The sequence below is a fragment of the Flavobacterium cerinum genome, from assembly GCF_004028155.1.
Lineage (GTDB): Bacteria > Bacteroidota > Bacteroidia > Flavobacteriales > Flavobacteriaceae > Flavobacterium > Flavobacterium cerinum.
On the sequence record NZ_SBII01000005.1, the window covers coordinates 72,247 to 89,588 of the forward strand.

Annotated in this window: 21 protein-coding genes; 11 read left to right on the forward strand and 10 right to left on the reverse strand. The window is 34.6% G+C overall.

The genetic code is table 11. From position 1 onward, the window contains the following. Positions 1-117 precede the first annotated feature (117 nt). From acs to EPI11_RS08950, 10 genes are all read left to right on the forward strand, one after another. Entirely contained in the window at positions 118-2,025 is a 1,908-nt protein-coding gene (gene acs, locus EPI11_RS08905) for an acetate--CoA ligase (protein WP_128389615.1), read from the forward strand. A gap of 103 nt (positions 2,026-2,128) precedes the next feature. Next, a complete protein-coding gene (locus tag EPI11_RS08910) occupies positions 2,129-3,259 on the forward strand; it encodes an NAD(P)/FAD-dependent oxidoreductase (protein WP_128389616.1) in 1,131 nt (376 codons plus the stop codon). Further along, complete coding sequence (locus EPI11_RS08915; protein ID WP_128389617.1) at positions 3,259-3,969, forward strand: methyltransferase domain-containing protein; 711 nt, start codon at positions 3,259-3,261, stop codon at positions 3,967-3,969. Before EPI11_RS08910 ends, EPI11_RS08915 begins: the two co-directional genes overlap by 1 nt. Next, the gene (locus tag EPI11_RS08920) at positions 3,966-5,018 is read left to right on the forward strand and encodes a type III polyketide synthase (protein ID WP_128389618.1); all 1,053 of its coding nucleotides are present in this window, start codon (positions 3,966-3,968) and stop codon (positions 5,016-5,018) included. Before EPI11_RS08915 ends, EPI11_RS08920 begins: the two co-directional genes overlap by 4 nt. 2 nt (positions 5,019-5,020) lie before the next feature. Further along, complete coding sequence (locus tag EPI11_RS08925; protein ID WP_128389619.1) at positions 5,021-5,458, forward strand: 3-hydroxyacyl-ACP dehydratase FabZ family protein; 438 nt, start codon at positions 5,021-5,023, stop codon at positions 5,456-5,458. Continuing rightward, positions 5,455-6,729: a beta-ketoacyl-[acyl-carrier-protein] synthase family protein gene (locus tag EPI11_RS08930; protein WP_128389620.1), complete on the forward strand. Its 1,275-nt coding sequence runs from the start codon at positions 5,455-5,457 to the stop codon at positions 6,727-6,729. Before EPI11_RS08925 ends, EPI11_RS08930 begins: the two co-directional genes overlap by 4 nt. Before the next feature lie 3 nt (positions 6,730-6,732). Further along, positions 6,733-6,981: a phosphopantetheine-binding protein gene (locus EPI11_RS08935; RefSeq protein WP_128389621.1), complete on the forward strand. Its 249-nt coding sequence runs from the start codon at positions 6,733-6,735 to the stop codon at positions 6,979-6,981. A 1-nt stretch (position 6,982) separates the two neighbouring features. Next, on the forward strand, positions 6,983-7,483 hold the full coding sequence (locus EPI11_RS08940; RefSeq protein WP_128389622.1) for a 4'-phosphopantetheinyl transferase family protein: 501 nt from the start codon (positions 6,983-6,985) through the stop codon (positions 7,481-7,483). Beyond that, complete coding sequence (locus EPI11_RS08945; RefSeq protein ID WP_128389623.1) at positions 7,483-9,231, forward strand: patatin-like phospholipase family protein; 1,749 nt, start codon at positions 7,483-7,485, stop codon at positions 9,229-9,231. The genes EPI11_RS08940 and EPI11_RS08945 overlap by 1 nt, the downstream gene beginning before the upstream one ends. A 178-nt stretch (positions 9,232-9,409) precedes the next feature. Further along, positions 9,410-9,862 (forward strand): DinB family protein, encoded by a 453-nt coding sequence (locus EPI11_RS08950; RefSeq protein ID WP_128389624.1) that lies wholly within the window; start codon positions 9,410-9,412, stop codon positions 9,860-9,862. Between the two features lie 33 nt (positions 9,863-9,895). On the opposite strand, the gene EPI11_RS08955 is transcribed toward EPI11_RS08950, so the two are convergent. Both EPI11_RS08955 and EPI11_RS08960 read right to left on the reverse strand, forming a co-directional pair. Continuing rightward, positions 9,896-10,501 (reverse strand): 3'-5' exonuclease, encoded by a 606-nt coding sequence (locus EPI11_RS08955; protein ID WP_128389625.1) that lies wholly within the window; start codon positions 10,499-10,501, stop codon positions 9,896-9,898. 3 nt (positions 10,502-10,504) lie between these two features. Further along, positions 10,505-12,424 (reverse strand): DUF294 nucleotidyltransferase-like domain-containing protein, encoded by a 1,920-nt coding sequence (locus EPI11_RS08960; protein ID WP_128389626.1) that lies wholly within the window; start codon positions 12,422-12,424, stop codon positions 10,505-10,507. A gap of 262 nt (positions 12,425-12,686) precedes the next feature. Between EPI11_RS08960 and EPI11_RS08965 the strand changes: the two genes are divergently transcribed. After that, positions 12,687-13,193 carry a DUF2911 domain-containing protein gene (locus EPI11_RS08965; RefSeq protein ID WP_128389627.1) on the forward strand — a complete coding sequence of 169 codons (507 nt, stop codon included), beginning with the start codon at positions 12,687-12,689 and terminating at the stop codon, positions 13,191-13,193. Positions 13,194-13,458: 265 nt separating this feature from the next. Here the strand turns inward: EPI11_RS08965 and EPI11_RS08970 are convergent, their stop codons facing one another. The 8 genes from EPI11_RS08970 to EPI11_RS09005 form a co-directional block, all read right to left on the reverse strand. After that, positions 13,459-13,887 carry a hypothetical protein gene (locus EPI11_RS08970; RefSeq protein WP_128389628.1) on the reverse strand — a complete coding sequence of 143 codons (429 nt, stop codon included), beginning with the start codon at positions 13,885-13,887 and terminating at the stop codon, positions 13,459-13,461. A gap of 308 nt (positions 13,888-14,195) precedes the next feature. Continuing rightward, on the reverse strand, positions 14,196-14,552 hold the full coding sequence (locus tag EPI11_RS08975; protein WP_128389629.1) for a hypothetical protein: 357 nt from the start codon (positions 14,550-14,552) through the stop codon (positions 14,196-14,198). 2 nt (positions 14,553-14,554) lie between these two features. Continuing rightward, entirely contained in the window at positions 14,555-15,025 is a 471-nt protein-coding gene (locus EPI11_RS08980) for a hypothetical protein (protein ID WP_128389630.1), read from the reverse strand. A 171-nt stretch (positions 15,026-15,196) separates the two neighbouring features. Then, positions 15,197-15,754 carry a structural protein gene (locus EPI11_RS08985; protein ID WP_128389631.1) on the reverse strand — a complete coding sequence of 186 codons (558 nt, stop codon included), beginning with the start codon at positions 15,752-15,754 and terminating at the stop codon, positions 15,197-15,199. Further along, the gene (locus EPI11_RS08990) at positions 15,732-15,914 is read right to left on the reverse strand and encodes a hypothetical protein (protein WP_128389632.1); all 183 of its coding nucleotides are present in this window, start codon (positions 15,912-15,914) and stop codon (positions 15,732-15,734) included. Before EPI11_RS08990 ends, EPI11_RS08985 begins: the two co-directional genes overlap by 23 nt. Before the next feature lie 4 nt (positions 15,915-15,918). Next, complete coding sequence (locus EPI11_RS08995; RefSeq protein WP_128389633.1) at positions 15,919-16,353, reverse strand: hypothetical protein; 435 nt, start codon at positions 16,351-16,353, stop codon at positions 15,919-15,921. A gap of 107 nt (positions 16,354-16,460) precedes the next feature. Next, the gene (locus EPI11_RS09000) at positions 16,461-17,075 is read right to left on the reverse strand and encodes a hypothetical protein (protein WP_128389634.1); all 615 of its coding nucleotides are present in this window, start codon (positions 17,073-17,075) and stop codon (positions 16,461-16,463) included. Positions 17,076-17,078: 3 nt separating this feature from the next. Further along, positions 17,079-17,291 (reverse strand): hypothetical protein, encoded by a 213-nt coding sequence (locus EPI11_RS09005; RefSeq protein WP_128389635.1) that lies wholly within the window; start codon positions 17,289-17,291, stop codon positions 17,079-17,081. Positions 17,292-17,342 lie beyond the last annotated feature (51 nt).

The window sequence follows — 17,342 nt, forward strand, 5'->3', positions numbered from 1 at the left end:
ATAAATTCATTTAATTATTCATTTTAAGGAACGAAAGTGTATAAAGTTATTTGGCATGACAATCATATCCTTATTATATTTACAGATAAATAAACAAGAAACTAACCTTTAGAGAATATGAGTTACTACCAGGTAAAAAGTTTAGAACAATATTTTAAACATTATAATAAATCGGTAAGGGAACCAAGAAAATTTTGGGATAAAATAGCCGATGAAAACTTCACGTGGTATCAAAAGTGGGATAAGGTAGTAGAATTTGATATGCAGGAAGCCGAGATTAAATGGTTTGTTAATGCAAAAGTGAATATCACTAAAAACTGTATTGACCGTCATTTGGCAAAAAGAGGTACAAAAACGGCTATTATATTTGAACCGAATGATCCAAAAGAAGAAGCTCAGCATATAACATACAATGAGTTGTATGAGCGTGTTGCGAAAATGGCTAATGTTTTACGCGATCAGGGTATTAAAAAGGGAGACAGGGTATGTATTTACCTGCCAATGATACCTGAACTTGCAGTTGCTGTTTTGGCCTGTGCAAGAATTGGAGCGATAAACTCTGTAGTATTTGCAGGGTTTTCTGCTTCAGCTGTAGCTACCAGAATAATTGACTCAGGTTGTAAACTTGTCATAACTTCTGATGGTGGCTTTAGAGGTAGTAAAACAATAGAACTTAAAAGTATTATTGATGAGGCTTTGCAAAAATGTCCAACGGTAGAAAAGGTACTTGTTGTTAAGAGAACCAATACCAATGTAAATATGCAGGAAGGGCGTGACCAATGGTTACAGCCGCTTCTTGATGATGCTGTACCTAATAATGTAGCAGAAATAATGGATGCAGAAGACCCATTATTTATATTGTATACATCAGGGTCTACAGGAAAACCTAAAGGGATGATGCACACCACTGCCGGGTACATGGTGTATACGGCTTATACTTTTAAGAATATTTTTGCTTACGAAGAAAATGATGTATACTGGTGTACTGCCGATATTGGCTGGATAACCGGACATTCTTATATTTTATACGGACCACTTTTAAATGGTGCTACTACAGTAATTTTTGAAGGTGTACCTTCTTATCCTGATTTTGGACGTTTCTGGGAAGTAATAGACAAACATAAAGTAACACAGTTTTATACTGCACCAACAGCAATACGTTCTTTAGCTAAAGAAAATTGGAGTTGGGTGGATAACCACGATCTTTCAACCTTAAAAGTTATTGGATCTGTTGGAGAGCCTATAAATGAAGAGGCGTGGCACTGGTACAATGACCATGTAGGTAAGAAAAAATGCCCTATTGTAGATACCTGGTGGCAAACAGAAACCGGAGGTATAATGATATCACCATTACCTTTTGTAACGCCTACAAAACCTACTTATGCAACATTGCCATTACCAGGAATACAGCCAGTGTTGATGGATGAACTTCGTAATGAGATTGAAGGCAATCAGGTAGTGGGCAGTCTTTGTATTAAATTTCCATGGCCGGGTATTGCAAGAACAATATGGGGAGATCATCAGCGTTTTAAAGAGACCTACTTCTCTACTTTTCCGGGTAAATACTTCACTGGAGATGGTGCTCTTAGAGATGAGGTAGGGTATTATAGAATTACAGGCAGGGTGGATGACGTAGTTATTGTTTCGGGTCATAATCTTGGAACAGCACCTATTGAAGATGCTATTAACGAGCATCCGGCAGTAGCAGAATCGGCTATTGTTGGTTTTCCACATGATGTTAAAGGTAACGCTTTATACGGCTTTATTATTCTGAAAGAATCAGGTGAAGGTCGTGATAGAGAAAACCTTATAAGGGAAATTAATGAGCATGTGTCCAGTCATATTGGACCAATTGCCAAGCTGGATAAAATACAATTCGTTTCAGGCTTGCCAAAGACGCGTTCAGGTAAGATCATGAGAAGAATACTCCGTAAGATTGCTGAAGGGGATTATTCTAATTTTGGTGATACAAGTACACTGCTTAATCCTGAAATTGTTGAAGAAATAAAAGAAGGAAAATTATAATTAGTTTTTAAATTGAGTGGAAGCGGCTTCATAATTATGAAGCCGCTTCTTTTTTGGGTAAATAATAACATTGACCTGTAAGGTTTTGCCTAAATTAGCTTTTATGGAAACAAACCATGATGTCGTGATTATAGGCGGCGGTCTTGCAGGATTGACGGCTGGGATTCATTTGTCAAAAGCGAAATTATCAGTTATGATAATCGAGAAATCATTTTACCCCAGGCATAAGGTGTGTGGGGAATATATTTCTAATGAAATACTGTCCTATTTGGAATGGTTAGATATAGATATATCTGAACTCCATCCTGCAAAAATCGATACATTTCAATTAACGACTTTATCAGGGAACAACATAAATGCAAAATTGCCTTTAGGTGGCTTTGGAATCAGTAGACATACATTAGATCATTTTTTGTGTAAAAAGGCGCTGTCAAACGGTTGTAAGGTGCTAAGTGAACAGGTTACTGGTGTTTCGTTTAATGACGAGGTTTTTACGATCATGACCTCTGAAGCTGTTTTTTCAACAAAAGTAGTTTTAGGTGCTTATGGCAAACGTTCCAATGTCGATTTGGTACTGGGTCGGGCATTTGTAAAGCATAAATCGCCGTGGCTGGCTGTAAAAGCACATTATAAAGGCAATTTTCATAATAATATTGTTGCACTTCATAATTTTTCAGGTGGTTACTGTGGTGTTTCTAAAGTAGAGAATGATATTTTAAATATTTGTTACCTGGCAGATTATACTACGTTCAAAAAACATAAGAACATAGAGGACTATCAAAGGCAGGTGCTTTATAAAAACAAGCATCTTAAGAATATTTTTGAAAACAGCACTATGGTATTTGATAAGCCTTTAACTATAAGTCAGATCTGTTTTGATGAAAAAACTATTGTCGAAAATCACATACTCATGATCGGTGATACTGCCGGGCTTATCCATCCACTATGCGGTAATGGTATGGCAATGGCAATACACAGTGCTAAAATTGCATCAGAGTTAGTTGTCAATTTTAATAAAGGTATAATTACTTCAAGAAAAGAGTTGGAAAAGAAATACATCAAGGAGTGGAATAGAAATTTCGGGAAAAGAATGCATACAGGTAAATTATTAGCGAAAGCTTTACAAAGGCCTGCTATTTCAAGGGTCTTATTTTCTTTTATTTTTTTATGGCCACGGTTATTAGACATAATCATTAGGCGTACGCATGGCAAACCTATACAAATAAGCAATTAATGAGTATTACTACTAGTTACAGGGCAGACGGAACCGAAATAATGGATGATTTTTTGCTTGAAGGCGAAGAATTGCGCAACGCTTTGGATAAAATTGCAGATATAAACAGGCTTTTGGGAGGTAACAAACTTACACTTAATGGGGTGAAGCAATTATTAAAAAAAACGACTAAACAAGGAATTGTTATTGTCGATGTTGGCTGTGGTAATGGAGATATGCTCAGGATGCTTGCCGATTATGGAAAAGAAGCGAATATTGATTTCAGGCTTATAGGTATTGATGCAAATAAATATACAATTAACTATGCAGGGAAATTGTCCAAAGATTATCTGAATATTGAATATAAATGCCTTGATATTTTTGAAGATGACTTTAAGGTTCTCAATTATGATATCGTGTTGTGCACCCTTACATTACACCACTTTAAAGATGATGAGATATTAAAAATTATAGCTACCTTTAATAAGAATGCAACAGTAGGAGTGGTGATAAATGATTTGCATCGTAGTAAAATTGCTTATAGATTGTTTTCTATTATGTGCAAGTTATTTAATCTTAACCGCATGTCAAGGGAAGATGGATTGTTATCCATTTTAAGAGGTTTTAAAAAAGAAGAATTAGAACTTTATTCAAAAAAACTGAATTTAAATAACAGCCAAATCCAGTGGAAATGGGCTTTTCGTTACCAATGGATAATATCTAAACTATGAGCGTAAAAATTGTAACTGTTGCAAAACAACTTCCTAAATATTCCAGAGAAACCAAAGAAATACTCCCCTTGTTGGATAACTGGCTGGAAGGCCAGAATGAAAGATTTATTAAAAAAGTAAAAAAGATATTTGAAGGTGCTGCTGTAGACAGGCGATACTCTATAATGGAACCATTAGAGGTTTTTACAGCTACTTCTTTTGAAGAAAAAAATGATATTTATTGTAGAGAGGTGATTGATCTTGGGGAGAAAGTGCTTGTGAAAGCTCTTAATAAAGCAGGATGGAAACCTGAAGATATTGATTACATTATTACAGTAAGCTGTACCGGAATAATGATTCCGTCATTAGATGCTTATCTTATCAATAAACTGAGGTTGAGGCAGGATATCGTACGATTACCTGTTACCGAAATGGGATGTGCTGCAGGAATATCAGGTATAATATATGCTAAGAATTTCCTGAAAGCCAATCTTGGTAAAAGAGCCGCAGTGATTGCAGTAGAATCACCAACAGCAACTTTTCAATTGGATGATTTTTCTATGCCCAACATTGTTAGTGCCGCTATTTTTGGAGACGGTGCTGCCTGTTGTCTTTTATCTTCACATAACGATGATGAAGGCCCTGAGATCATTGACGAACAAATGTATCATTTTTATGATGCTGAGCATATGATGGGTTTTAAACTTACAAATTCAGGATTACAGATGATTTTAGATATTGAAGTACCCGACACAATTTCGTCACACTTTGAGAGTATCATATATCCTTTTTTAAAGCGTAATGAGTTAAAAATAGAAGATATTGATCATTTGATATTTCACCCGGGAGGTAAAAAGATTGTTAATACAGTCGAAGATCTTTTTTTAGGATTAGGAAAAAACATTAATGACACTAAGGAAGTTTTAAGGCTTTATGGTAACATGTCTAGTGCCACAGTTTTATATGTGTTGGAACGGGTTATGGATACTAAACCTAAAAAAGGAGAAAAGGGAGTTATGCTAAGCTTTGGACCGGGATTCTCGGCGCAACGTGTTTTATTACAATGGTAATTATGGATTTTAAAGAAATACTATCGAAACTTCCTTATGAAAAACCTTTTCTGTTTGTGGATGAATTACTTAATGTTGATGAAAACGGGGTAAAAGGAACTTATTTTTTTAAAGAAGATTTGGATTTTTATAAAGGTCATTTTAAAGGAAATCCTGTAACTCCGGGAGTTATATTAACGGAAACAATGGCTCAGATAGGCGTTGTTTGTCTCGGTATTTTTTTACTAAATAAAGACTTAAATAAAAACAATATAATAACCTTAACATCAACTGAAATGGAATTTTTAAAACCAGTTTTACCAAATGAAAAAGTAACTGTTGTTTCAGAGAAAATATATTTTCGTTTTGGGAAACTTAAATGCCGCGTGGTTATGCTGAATGAAGTTGAAGAACAGGTTTGTAAGGGTACAATTTCAGGAATGATACTGCAACAAAAATGAACAGAAGAGTTGTAATAACCGGTTTAGGCGTTGTTGCTCCAAATGGGGTTGGGCTTAATGCATTTACACATGCCATAAAAAATGGTATTTCAGGAATACGGCATGATGCTCAATTGCATAATCTCCAATTTTCCTGTCAGATAGTGGGTAAACCTCAAATAAGCGAAGAACTTAAACTGAACTATTTTTCTGAATTAGAATTGAGAGGGTTTAATAGTACAGGTATTTTATATGGTGTAATTGCGGGTATAGACGCGTGGAAAGACGCCGGACTCACTATTGAGAACAATGTAGATCCGGATTGGGATAGTGGTGTTATTTTTGGTTCGGGAACATCAGGCATAGATAAGTTTCGAGAAAGTATTTATAAAATTGATGAACTGCAAACCAGAAGATTAGGTAGTACAGTAGTTGCTCAGACCATGAATAGTGGTATTAGTGCCTACCTGGGAGGTAAATTAGGATTAGGAAATCAGGTTACAACCAATTCATCTGCCTGTACAACAGGAACAGAAAGCATATTGATGGCCTATGAACGTATTAAAAACGGACAAGCTAATAGAATACTCGCAGGCAGCACAAGCGATAGTGGCCCATATATATGGGCAGGATTTGATGCAATGAGAGTATGCACATTCAAGCACAATGAATCTCCTGAGCAAGGTTCCAGGCCAATGAGTGCATCGGCATCTGGGTTTGTGCCGGGAAGTGGAGCAGGGGCAATAGTGCTTGAAGACCTCGAAAGTGCTTTACAAAGAGGTGTACGTATTTATGGTGAAGTGTTGGGTGGAAACATAAATTCAGGAGGACAACGAGGCAGTGGCACCATGACAGCACCGAATAGCGTAGCTGTACAACGTTGTATTAAGGAAGCCATTAAAAATGCCGGTATTACTTCAAATGATATTGATACTATAAACGGACATCTAACGGCTACTGCTAAGGATAGTCTTGAAATTGCTAATTGGAGGGAAGCCTTAAACCGTAATGGATTGGATTTTCCGTATATAAACTCTTTAAAATCGATGACTGGGCATTGTCTTAGTGCTGCGGGAAGCATTGAAAGTGTTGCAGCAATACTACAGCTGTATCATGGGTTTATTTTTCCTAACATCAATTGCGAAGACCTGCATCCGGAAATAGAAGGCAGTACAGATCGATTAAAAATACCTACAAAACTTATTAATACAGAAGTTAATATTATTGCTAAAGCCAGTTTTGGTTTTGGAGATGTAAACGCCTGCGTAATTTTTAAAAAATTCGATGAGTAAATTATGAAAAGAGAAGAAATAATTGAAAAACTAAAAACTATTGTTAAGCCTTATGTAAATAATCAGGAAGCTTATGAGAATATGAATGAAAGTTCAGATTTCATTAAAGATTTAGGTGTTAATTCGGCAAATCTGGTAGATATAGTATTGGATGTCGAAGAGCAATTTAATATTGTAATTGACAATCCCGAAATGGAGCGTATGCTCGATGTAAAGACAGCGATTGATATTATTGAAGTAAAAACTGAATAGCATGATTGGTAACGACGTTATAGATTTAGAAGCTACACGCGTGCAGAGTAACTGGAAGCGTCCGGGTTTGCTTGAAAAGTTATTTACACAGGAAGAACGTGAAGTAATAAATAGCCATAACTCTCCCGAAATCATGGTTTGGGTTTTATGGAGTATGAAAGAAGCAGCTTATAAAATCTATAACAGACAAACCAAATTAAGAAGTTTTATACCTCTACAGCTAATTTGTACAATTGATGTGAGTTGTAGTACGGTTATTAGGGGTGTTGTGAAGTGTAACGGATTCATTTATGCAACGAAGACAGTTTTAGACGGAAACTTAATACATACTATAGCTACGGTTAATATTATTGATATTGAAAAAATTGAAGAACCAGAAAATAGTAATGTTATTAAAGATACCAGTGGAATACCTTATCAATTGATTGAAAATGAGATGTATCCTGTATCAATAAGTCATCATGGAAGATTTTATAAAATTGTTAGTTTAAAGTATTGCTAATGGAAAATAAGGATAAACCTTTTAAAATTGGGCTTTGTATGGCAGGAGCAGTTTCTGCAGGAGCATATACAGCTGGTGTAGTTGATTATTTATTGGAAGCATTAAACGAATGGGAAAAGAGGCGTGGGCAGGATAATGTGCCAAGCCATAAAGTTACTATACCCATTATGGGTGGGGCTTCGGCAGGAGGCATGACCGCAATTTTAGCTGCCAGTACAATAAACAATAGTATTATACCGGTAGATTTACCCAAACCAGAACATCTTTTTGATGAACATCCTGAAAATAAACTTTATCACAGCTGGGTAGACCTTATTGATAGAGATATGTTTTCTAAAATGCTTGATACTTCGGATATTCAAAAAGGGAAAATAGTTTCAGCTCTTAATTCTCAATTTATAGATGATATTGCTAATAAAATGATTAGTAGTACTACTCAAAACAGGAGAGAAACCCCCTCTTATTTTCAGGGATCAGTTAAAGTATTTACCACGCTTACGAACTTAGAGGGGTTTAACTATTACGCAGGGCTAAATTCTGGGAGGCGTAAGGATAAGTATTATATGAGCATCCATAATGATTATGCCTGCTTTGAAGTTCTTGATGGTGTTAAGAAACCTGAAGGAGGTGCGTGGATGCCGTTAAACTTTATGACTGGAGAAAATTTACAGACTGCCAAAAATGCGGCAATGGCTACAGGAGCATTTCCAATAGGTTTAGCTCCGCGTATACTGGAGCGTGAAGCAAAATATGTAGAGAAAATCCCATGGCTTGATTATGTATTCAGAAATACTCCTTTGGATAAAGAGATTATCAGGACACTTAATGTAGATGGTGGAATGATAAATAATGAGCCGTTTGAAAAGGTGAGAGATATTTTTAATGATGAGATGGCTGCAGAGATGAATTTGCCTTATACTACTACAGAGGAGAAAATTAAAACATTTCAGGTATTAGAAGATATTAATAGTGATTGTAATACATTCGAAAATACGATATTGATGATTGATCCATTTCCCAGTGTTCAGAATGAGAATTTTAAGATGGATACTGATATAACTGATATCATCCCAAAAACGCTTTCAGCAATGCTTTCACAGATGAGAGCTAAGCCTACTGATTATAAGGATGCAATGAAAGAAAATGACACTAGTCAGTTTATTATTTCGCCCTCAAGACAAATACGTGATGAAGCCGGTAATATAATTGAAGAGTTGTTTGGGGAAAAGGCTATTGCGTGTGGAACTTTGGGAGGTTTTGGCGGTTTTTTGAATAAAGAATTTCGTATTCATGATTATTATTTAGGGCGTTATAATTGTGAAGTTTTCCTAAGAGATTATTTTACTGTGACAGAATCTGCATTACAGGATAATGAAATTTTCAGAAATGGATATGCCCAGGTTGATAAAAGTTTATATGCTTCGGATGAAACAAAACCAGGGGAAGAAAAAAAATACCAGATTATTCCTATATTCACACCAAGACCTGCTCCTGGAACATTAAAAGTACCCACATTTTCATGTGGTGAAAACTGGCCTAAAATCACTGAAAAAGAGATTGAAAAGTTTAATAAACCTCTGAAAAGGAGAGTTGAAAAAATACTCATGAACATTGTTGAACTTAATGGAATTACAAAACCCTTATTGTATATTGGAGCGAAGGTTGTACTCAATAAAATGCTGGCAGGAAAGGTAAGTGAGTCTATAAAAAAATCCCTTTATGACTGGAGGTTAATTGAAACTAAATAATTATTCATTCTTTTCTCCAACGGAGTTAATATTTAAAAAATGGAAGAAAGGTGAGAATGTGCCAAAGGCATTCTGAGAGAATGTTATTCGTGTAAATCGGATAAAAAGGTTCAGTATGCTGAATTACGTCAAATTATACCTTTGAAAAAAATAATCATTATTAATAATAATTAGAATTATGAAAGAGTTTTTTAAGGAGCTTTTTGAGTATACTTTTCATTTTAATGAAATAGTGGTAAACTCTTTGCAGAAAATTGACGGTACAATTCCGGAAAAAGCGGTGCAACTTATTAATCATACTATTAATGCACAGGAAATATGGAATGCAAGAATAAATGAAAAACCATATAGGATTGACGTATGGGGGATAAGACCCTTAGATACACTTAAAGAGATAAATGAAATTAATTATCAAAATTCATTAAAAATAATCGATACGTTTGATTTTGAAAATAAAGTCACTTATACGAATACTCAAGGAAAGGCTTTTAGTAACACTGTACGTGATATGCTTTTCCATACTGTAAATCATTCAACATACCATAGAGGGCAAATTGCAACGTATTGTAAATTAGAAAATATAATACCTGAGGTTACAGATTATATTTTTTACAAGAGGCAGCAATTATAAAATTCTTAAACAAAATTTTTAATAGAAAGCAAATTAAATTCCAAGCTTAGTTTTTAATTTTAAAAATATTAGAGCCGTTACATAGGCATTTCCTGATGCTGTATGACGGTCACTTTTTTTAATTTTTAAAGCATCACTTAGTTCGTCTAGGGTTGCTTGAGTAGTATCGGCCAATTCTTTCCATCTAAGATATAATGCATTAGTATCCATTATAGGGTTTTTTAGCCGCCCAAGGTCAAGACGTTTTAATGCCTGATTGATCATCTCAATATCCAAATTTATATTGTGGCCAACAAGTATAGCGTCTTTAGCAAAGTTTAAAAATTGTATCATTGCTTCGGCTTCAACAACTTTTTCAGTGCCTGTTTCTTTAACGTATTTATCTAATGCAGGAGACTGTGTATCGAACTGTTCCTGAATTAAAAAAATCTCAAAAAAATCACCAACTTCAATTGCATTAGCTGTAACACCAATTGCACCTATGGAGAGAATAACATCTTCTTTAGGGTCTAAACCGGTTTTTTCCATGTAAAAAATTACATAACGTTTATGATGATTACTATTATCACTATCAAACAGAGAAATATAATTTTTCCAGAATTGTGGAAGATTATTACCGGTGAGCCAATCAAAAGCCATAAATTAATTGATGTAAGTTAATGAAAAACGATTCTTGATCATGTCCTGAATGTCATTTATAGGCTGAAAACAGTTTTTAAGTTTTACTTTGTCGGATTTAGATAACTCGTTTAAGTTCAGGTATCTTCCATTAGAGTTGTTTAGTAATCCTTCTTCAGTTCTAAAACGCATAAGAACATTGAATGCTTCAGCACATTCGTCATAAAGTTCGGCATTATTTGGTTCTAATTCAGCAAGTTTTTTATAACGATGATATGTATTCGTAATTTCGGTAAGATTATGTGTTAATGCTAATAGTCGGGCAGCATCAATTAAGGGTTCCAAGGCACGGCTTTTAATATCAAAACTGTCTTTGTGTTCACCATCGTTTTCAACGAGGAACTGCCTAAAAAAGCCTAGTGGAGCTGGGTTTCTTAGTGTATCTGCTGCTAAAAAGGCAAAGAATTTTTTATTATGGTTGATCTTTTCATGAATATTCTCAGTTAAAACATTTTCTAATGCAGGAGCACCATATATAAAGTCGAAATCAAAGAAAATTGTACTTAATTCAACTCCTTTTTCGGCAGGTGTATTTATCCATGTATTGTATTGTTTAACCCAGTCGCTTAATGATTTACACCATTGTGTATTGCTAGCCAATAAACCTGAGGGCGAATGTTCGTAACCTACTTTTTCAAGATATTCTGTTACCATTTCCGCTAATTCCAGGAAATATCTTTTTACATCATCGTATATTTCAGGGGCTACATCCTCAAATATAAGGGCACTATCCTGATCTGTTAATAATAGCTGCTCTTTTCTTCCCTGGCTTCCAATGTTCATCCAAACAAAACGAACAGGTGGAGGAGTTCCCATTTTTTCTACAGAGAGTTCTATTGAACGTCGCGTAAGTGCTATATTGATTTCTGAAACAATATTAGATATATGAGATATTGGTATGTTAGTATCAATTGAGTTCTGAATTAAATCAGTAAGCTTTTCTCTTACATATTTAAGTTCTTTAGCATTTGTTGCTCTTCTGGTTTGTTTAAGCAGCACACCTGGAGTATTTGACTGTGCAGCAACTACATCATGTTCTGAAATAATCCCGCTGACAGGTGACTTATCACTACCATCGCGGGTAACACAAAGATGCCCAACGTTATGTTTTAGCATGATCATTTGTGCTTCAGCTACAGATATATTTTCAGGTACAGTAATAACAGGACTTGTCATAACTGTACGGGCATCAATTTCGATAGGGAAGAGGCCTGTTGAAATTTTTGAACGCAGATCCCTATCAGTAATAATTCCAATTGGTAATTGATTTTCTTGAATTATAACACTTCCTACAGCGCTATTAGACATTGATTTAGCAATAAATTTTAATATATCATCAGGATTTGCAGTAATAGGGTTTCGGGTATATTTAATAGGTTGAAAATACTGAATGTCAGCAACCTGTTCACTAAAAATCATATTTTCAGTAACAAGTTTACCCTGACGTTCTTTATCATAAGGATTGCGGGTTTGAGAAGCAAAACTTTCTAATAGAAAGGCTAATACGTTTACGTTTTCGGTGAAATAAGGTTGAAATGCCGCAAAAGAAATACCATAAACAATTGCTTCTTCACGTGAACGCGCTGTCATTAGATAATCATTTTTAGCAAAGTATGGTCTTAAGCCTAAAATATCGCCTTCATCACATTTGTCGATTAGTGTTTCTTCAGCATCTGAAGTAACTGAAAGCCCTACAACGCCATCTTTTACAACATAAAAGTCTGAGTGTATGGCCTCGCCACCTTTGAAAAGAACTTGGTTCTTTTCGAGATAAATCACTTTAGATTGCTCTGCAACAGCGAGTAACTCATCGTACTGCAAGCTAATGAAGGGTGGATATCGTTTTAAAAAATCGGCAATGCTCTGTGCAACAGGGTTTTTCATAATAGGCAATTGAAATCTAAAAGTAGTACTTTTTCGGTTTTTTTAAAAGAAAAGACTACAGGAAATGTATAAACCTATGTTAAAATTATTTAGAACCCAATGTAAAAACTTTTGAATCAATAACATTTAGAATGTTTTTACATATTTAGGATCGAAAATTGAGTATAAAACAGTTTAACAGTAAGAATTAAGCCAATATATATAATCGCTATTCTATGAATATTGCTAAATTTACAAAACTAATAACCATAAAAATTTAAAGATGAAGTTTACAACAAAGATTACAATGCTACTTGTAGCTGTATTTATGACTACTGTATCTGTTGCGCAAGAAAAAAAACAAGCCAGTCCGGCAGCAACAGCAAAAGGAACAATAAGCGGTGCTAATATTACAATTAACTATAGCAGCCCATTTGTAAAAGGTAGAGTTATCTGGGGAGAATTAGTACCTTATAATAAAGTATGGCGTGCAGGTGCAAATGCACCAACAACATTTGAAACTGACAAAGCTCTTAAAATTGAAGGTAAAGATTTACCAGCAGGAAAATATGCTGTTTATGTAATTCCTGAAAAAGATGCAGCAACTGTAGTTTTTGGAAAAGATCCTAAAATGAGTGCTTATGATTACGACCAGGCTAAAGATCAGCTTAGAGTAAAAGTAAAAACAAAAAAATCTGCTAAGATGAATGAAAGCCTGGTTTACACAGTAAATAAAAACAACGTGACACTTAGTTGGGAGAATTTAGATATTCCTGTTTCTGTTAAATAAGAATATATAACTATCTTTTTAAAGCACATTATCCTCAATTGAAGATAATGTGCTTTAAAGTTTTAAATACATATAAAAAACAAGAGGTAACGGTAGTATTTATTATTTTACATAATATACATTATAGTTCACTTTGCCTACGAATTAAAAGCGGGGGTTAACCCGCTAAATATCTTTATAACAGCAATATATACCCTTTTTAGCTGTTTGCATGATGTCAATGATTATTATGCAATAATACAAATAAATTTGATTCTAACAAGAATTATTTTACAGGCTTAAATGTATAATCATATAAACCCACATAAGGCGCTCGATAATTATTAGTAGTTATTTTACCATCCTTATAAGTAACCAAATCATAACCATAAACAACCTTATTAGGAAACCTTAAATATTTAACGTCAGAAACAACATCATCAGGCAAATTCTTCAAAGTTAATCTAAACTCGTTATCAGGCATTATTTGCGTAAAATATCTTTCATCCTCAAATTGTATATGCTGTAAAATATCAGATAAATAAATTTCTGTTACTTTTTCAGGAATCAAAAAAGACCTAAAAGTATTCATTTTCTTTAAAATAATCAATAATTCATGATGTTTCAAAGACAGAGTAACCTCTTTTTTCACAAACTGTTGAGCATTAATATTAAAAGATACAGCAAGCAATAAACATAGTAGTAATTTTTTCATATTGTAAGGATTGGATTATTATTACCCCAAATATAGGAAAGTTTTTTATTGAGCAAACAAATCATTTAAAAGGCGAAATTCTAAAACAAGCTTTGAACTTTTTTTCTTAAAGCCGTTACGCTTCGCTTCACTTTTTACAAAAAAGTATCAGCATTGTTTTGGTTTGAAGCCTTAAAATCGCTTTGATGCTAACAACTTCACTCGGTCGCAGTAAAAAAAAATCAAAAAAAAAAAAAGGTTTTAAGCTTCGTTACTTCAGCTAGCCGTTTACAAATGGATAAAGCCGACGTGTTAAGTCGGCTTTTGGTTTATACATCTTTAACAAAAGGAATATTGTACTCCGTATCTGCTTTCCTATATAATGAACATTCTAATTTAGGACAACACGTAATTGCAGGAAAATAGTTCTTAATTATCTCATATTCTATGTTATTTAGAATAAGCTGGAAATCTCGTAACGGATGATACACAAACTCGAAATCTTCAGGCAGTCTCAAAAACGAAACGACTATATAAGGAACACTTTGAGCAGGAATGTAAAAACGCTCATTTGTTTTTGCACCATTATTGAGATCATAGTCATATTCAAATATGAGATTCATTTCTTTTAACATATCACATGAAGTCATAATAAGTACAGGGAAATATATATATCTTCTTTCCATAATTACCAAAATATTATTTTAAAATAATCCTCATCCAAATACTTTTGACTGTCTTGGAATAAATCCCGATTACCCGAAACTAAACGATATGCATCATATAAAAGCTGTGGGACTTCCTTACCTTTTGCAATGGAAGTTATAGCGAGATACGCATCTTCATCGTTTTCAGTCCACATTGATGGTTTTAACCAATCCCAATTATCTTTCGGTATAGAATACGACTGATAAATAATTTTAGCAGCGTTATGGTAATCTTTATCTGTTGTTAACTGATTTAAAGCGTTATCGAGTTCCTGAGGGTTATCCCTTAAAGCATTACTTTGACTTTGCAAATCATCGATTGCAGTATTATCGATATACCTTTTTATAAAGGGATATGCTATAAATATACCGACAAGCATTAACCAATTTTTTGCAAGAAAGTCCAATACACCCTGCATTGGACTTTCTGTTTTTTTAGTTCTAGGTGGCATTACCTTACTTTTTAAAGTATTTAGCAATGAAAACAACGCCTAAGATAATTATAGCACCGTTTACCCACATTTTGTATTTTCCGTAAAATTCTTTTAATTGTGTGAACATAATTTTAAATTTTTAAAGTATTGATTATTATTTGATTAGTTTATTCTTTTTAAGCCATTGCTTTAACTTACCACTGTAAAGTAGGTAAAAAAAAACAGGGCTATAACGGTTAGAATATGACCGCAATATTCGCATTTAGAACGTGATATTTCAAGTTCGGGAAGTTCACCAGAACCGTACTGAGAATCCATCAATAACCAAGCATCTTCATAATTTGCCTGTGTGATTTTTGCAGAATACATTGAACCCAATTCCACTCTAAATTTTGCTTTTGCTAATTGAATTAGCGTTGCCTTATTTGCCGTTAGAACTTTGTCTTTTGAAATTCCCATAGCAGAAGCAACTTGCGTGATATAGCTTGCCGTGTTGTTTTCAAACGATGGTGCGTACTCGGTTACAAGCTTTTCAACTGTATTTGCGCCTTTATTTATATCATTGATGATATCTTTATAAAACGCCCTTATACCCCATGCAATTTCCCTAAACTGCTCAAACTTCGTATCTTTTGACTCTTTAAATGGTATTTTACCCTGCCATTTATTAACCGTTCGGATTAAGTTACCCGGGTTATTGTTTCGTAATCCGCGGGACTCACTGTTATTCAGAAACGACTGCGCCATCTTTCAAATTTTTTGAGGGTTCAGGGACTTCTTTTATATCTCCCAATTTTTCCTTTAAACGGTCGTTAAAAAACTCTATAGTTTCAATAATAACCATAGCAATTCCTGCATACTTGACGATAACACCCATTACCGTTACAAGACCTTGAATTTTTTTCATAGCGTTAGTTATTTGTAAATGAACCTGTATAACCGCCTTTACCGCCTTTTGGAGAGATTACAAGACCTAAGGAGTCAATTACAACTTTGCCCGTTTTATACTCCATAGTACCCCAGTAAAAAGACTTTTGCTTATTACCCGAGATAACCTCACAAGCAATAGAACCCATCCATCCCGATTCTTTTAGTACACTTTTAGAAGTTGTATTACAACTGAAAGTTGTTAACCCCTCGCGTCTTCTGTACATCCATCCATGCGTGTGAGTCATTTCGACACCTGCATTTCCGCCCGTTTTAGGATAGTACTTTTTAGTTTTAGCACCTGAATGCTTTTTAGCGGGTTGTTGATTATTATAACCTGATTGGTTAGAATAAGAATTACCCTGATACGATTGTCTTTGTTCCTGTGGCACGTATGCCCTTTTATTACCGTAAGCCATTGCTTTAATTTATTAAAATGATTAATTCTTTTAGTTTCTTTATTAGTAGTATGAGCGCATCTAGGCAAGCTATTAGCGCATAAACACGCCACATACTAAACTTTTTTTTATTTGGTTCTTGGTCCTTTGCCCCCACTTGTATATGCTTTTTGAGGGCGAAAAAGGAAATAGCCTACAGCACATACTGGAACTACAACCCAGTACCAATTCTTTTTGAACCATTGAGATATTGCAGAATCTGCAACATTACCCAAGAACCCGCCAAGCGTATCTTCAAATTTCTTGATTGGTTTTGTTCCGAATAGTTTTTCAATACCCTTATCAAAACCTTTTTCAATAGTTCCCGAAACACCTGTTTTAACTGAACCTACAGCAGTATTCACAATATCTTTTACAATATTCTGTATTGTACCGCCATTCGCGTTTAAACCTGAGTTTAATTGACCTTCTACAGCCGTTACCATCTTTTGACCCTCTGCACTCTGTAAATAAGCAACCGAAGCTTGCATTATTTTTCTGTGCCATTGGTCTTTACGAAGCGAACCCCTTGGTATTTCAGCAGTAAAACGAACAAACAATTGTGCAAGTACCGTTTCTTCTGCCTTTTGGCGATTAGTTTTAGAACCTTCACCGCCGTTACCTGTTATCTCGCTATATGCGCCTTCAAAATCGCCATCCACGACCTCTCCGACTGCTTTCCATACGTTGTTAAAGAATCCCATAGGTTATTCTCCCCACCACATTTGATTACCATTACCCGAACCTTCTACGGTATTGCTAATATTCTTAGCCTCTTTTGGCACAACCCAAGGATCTTCGGGACGTCCATTTTCAGTACCAAGAAGACCAAAAGTCTTTTTATACGCCCACATTCTCAAAGCATTACCCGCCTTACTACCACGCGGTTTTTTTTCAAATAGTCTTCCAAACCATCCCATAATTTTAAATTTTAAATTGTTAGTTAATACCGTAAAGCTTTACTTTCCTTG

Coding starts and splice junctions, on each gene's coding strand:
- acs (WP_128389615.1), top strand. CDS start 118: ATGAGTTACTACCAGGTAAAAAGTTTAGAACAATATTTTAAACATTAT.
- EPI11_RS08910 (WP_128389616.1), top strand. CDS start 2,129: ATGGAAACAAACCATGATGTCGTGATTATAGGCGGCGGTCTTGCAGGA.
- EPI11_RS08915 (WP_128389617.1), top strand. CDS start 3,259: ATGAGTATTACTACTAGTTACAGGGCAGACGGAACCGAAATAATGGAT.
- EPI11_RS08920 (WP_128389618.1), top strand. CDS start 3,966: ATGAGCGTAAAAATTGTAACTGTTGCAAAACAACTTCCTAAATATTCC.
- EPI11_RS08925 (WP_128389619.1), top strand. CDS start 5,021: ATGGATTTTAAAGAAATACTATCGAAACTTCCTTATGAAAAACCTTTT.
- EPI11_RS08930 (WP_128389620.1), top strand. CDS start 5,455: ATGAACAGAAGAGTTGTAATAACCGGTTTAGGCGTTGTTGCTCCAAAT.
- EPI11_RS08935 (WP_128389621.1), top strand. CDS start 6,733: ATGAAAAGAGAAGAAATAATTGAAAAACTAAAAACTATTGTTAAGCCT.
- EPI11_RS08940 (WP_128389622.1), top strand. CDS start 6,983: ATGATTGGTAACGACGTTATAGATTTAGAAGCTACACGCGTGCAGAGT.
- EPI11_RS08945 (WP_128389623.1), top strand. CDS start 7,483: ATGGAAAATAAGGATAAACCTTTTAAAATTGGGCTTTGTATGGCAGGA.
- EPI11_RS08950 (WP_128389624.1), top strand. CDS start 9,410: ATGAAAGAGTTTTTTAAGGAGCTTTTTGAGTATACTTTTCATTTTAAT.
- EPI11_RS08955 (WP_128389625.1), bottom strand. CDS start 10,501: ATGGCTTTTGATTGGCTCACCGGTAATAATCTTCCACAATTCTGGAAA.
- EPI11_RS08960 (WP_128389626.1), bottom strand. CDS start 12,424: ATGAAAAACCCTGTTGCACAGAGCATTGCCGATTTTTTAAAACGATAT.
- EPI11_RS08965 (WP_128389627.1), top strand. CDS start 12,687: ATGAAGTTTACAACAAAGATTACAATGCTACTTGTAGCTGTATTTATG.
- EPI11_RS08970 (WP_128389628.1), bottom strand. CDS start 13,887: ATGAAAAAATTACTACTATGTTTATTGCTTGCTGTATCTTTTAATATT.
- EPI11_RS08975 (WP_128389629.1), bottom strand. CDS start 14,552: ATGGAAAGAAGATATATATATTTCCCTGTACTTATTATGACTTCATGT.
- EPI11_RS08980 (WP_128389630.1), bottom strand. CDS start 15,025: ATGCCACCTAGAACTAAAAAAACAGAAAGTCCAATGCAGGGTGTATTG.
- EPI11_RS08985 (WP_128389631.1), bottom strand. CDS start 15,754: ATGGCGCAGTCGTTTCTGAATAACAGTGAGTCCCGCGGATTACGAAAC.
- EPI11_RS08990 (WP_128389632.1), bottom strand. CDS start 15,914: ATGAAAAAAATTCAAGGTCTTGTAACGGTAATGGGTGTTATCGTCAAG.
- EPI11_RS08995 (WP_128389633.1), bottom strand. CDS start 16,353: ATGGCTTACGGTAATAAAAGGGCATACGTGCCACAGGAACAAAGACAA.
- EPI11_RS09000 (WP_128389634.1), bottom strand. CDS start 17,075: ATGGGATTCTTTAACAACGTATGGAAAGCAGTCGGAGAGGTCGTGGAT.
- EPI11_RS09005 (WP_128389635.1), bottom strand. CDS start 17,291: ATGGGATGGTTTGGAAGACTATTTGAAAAAAAACCGCGTGGTAGTAAG.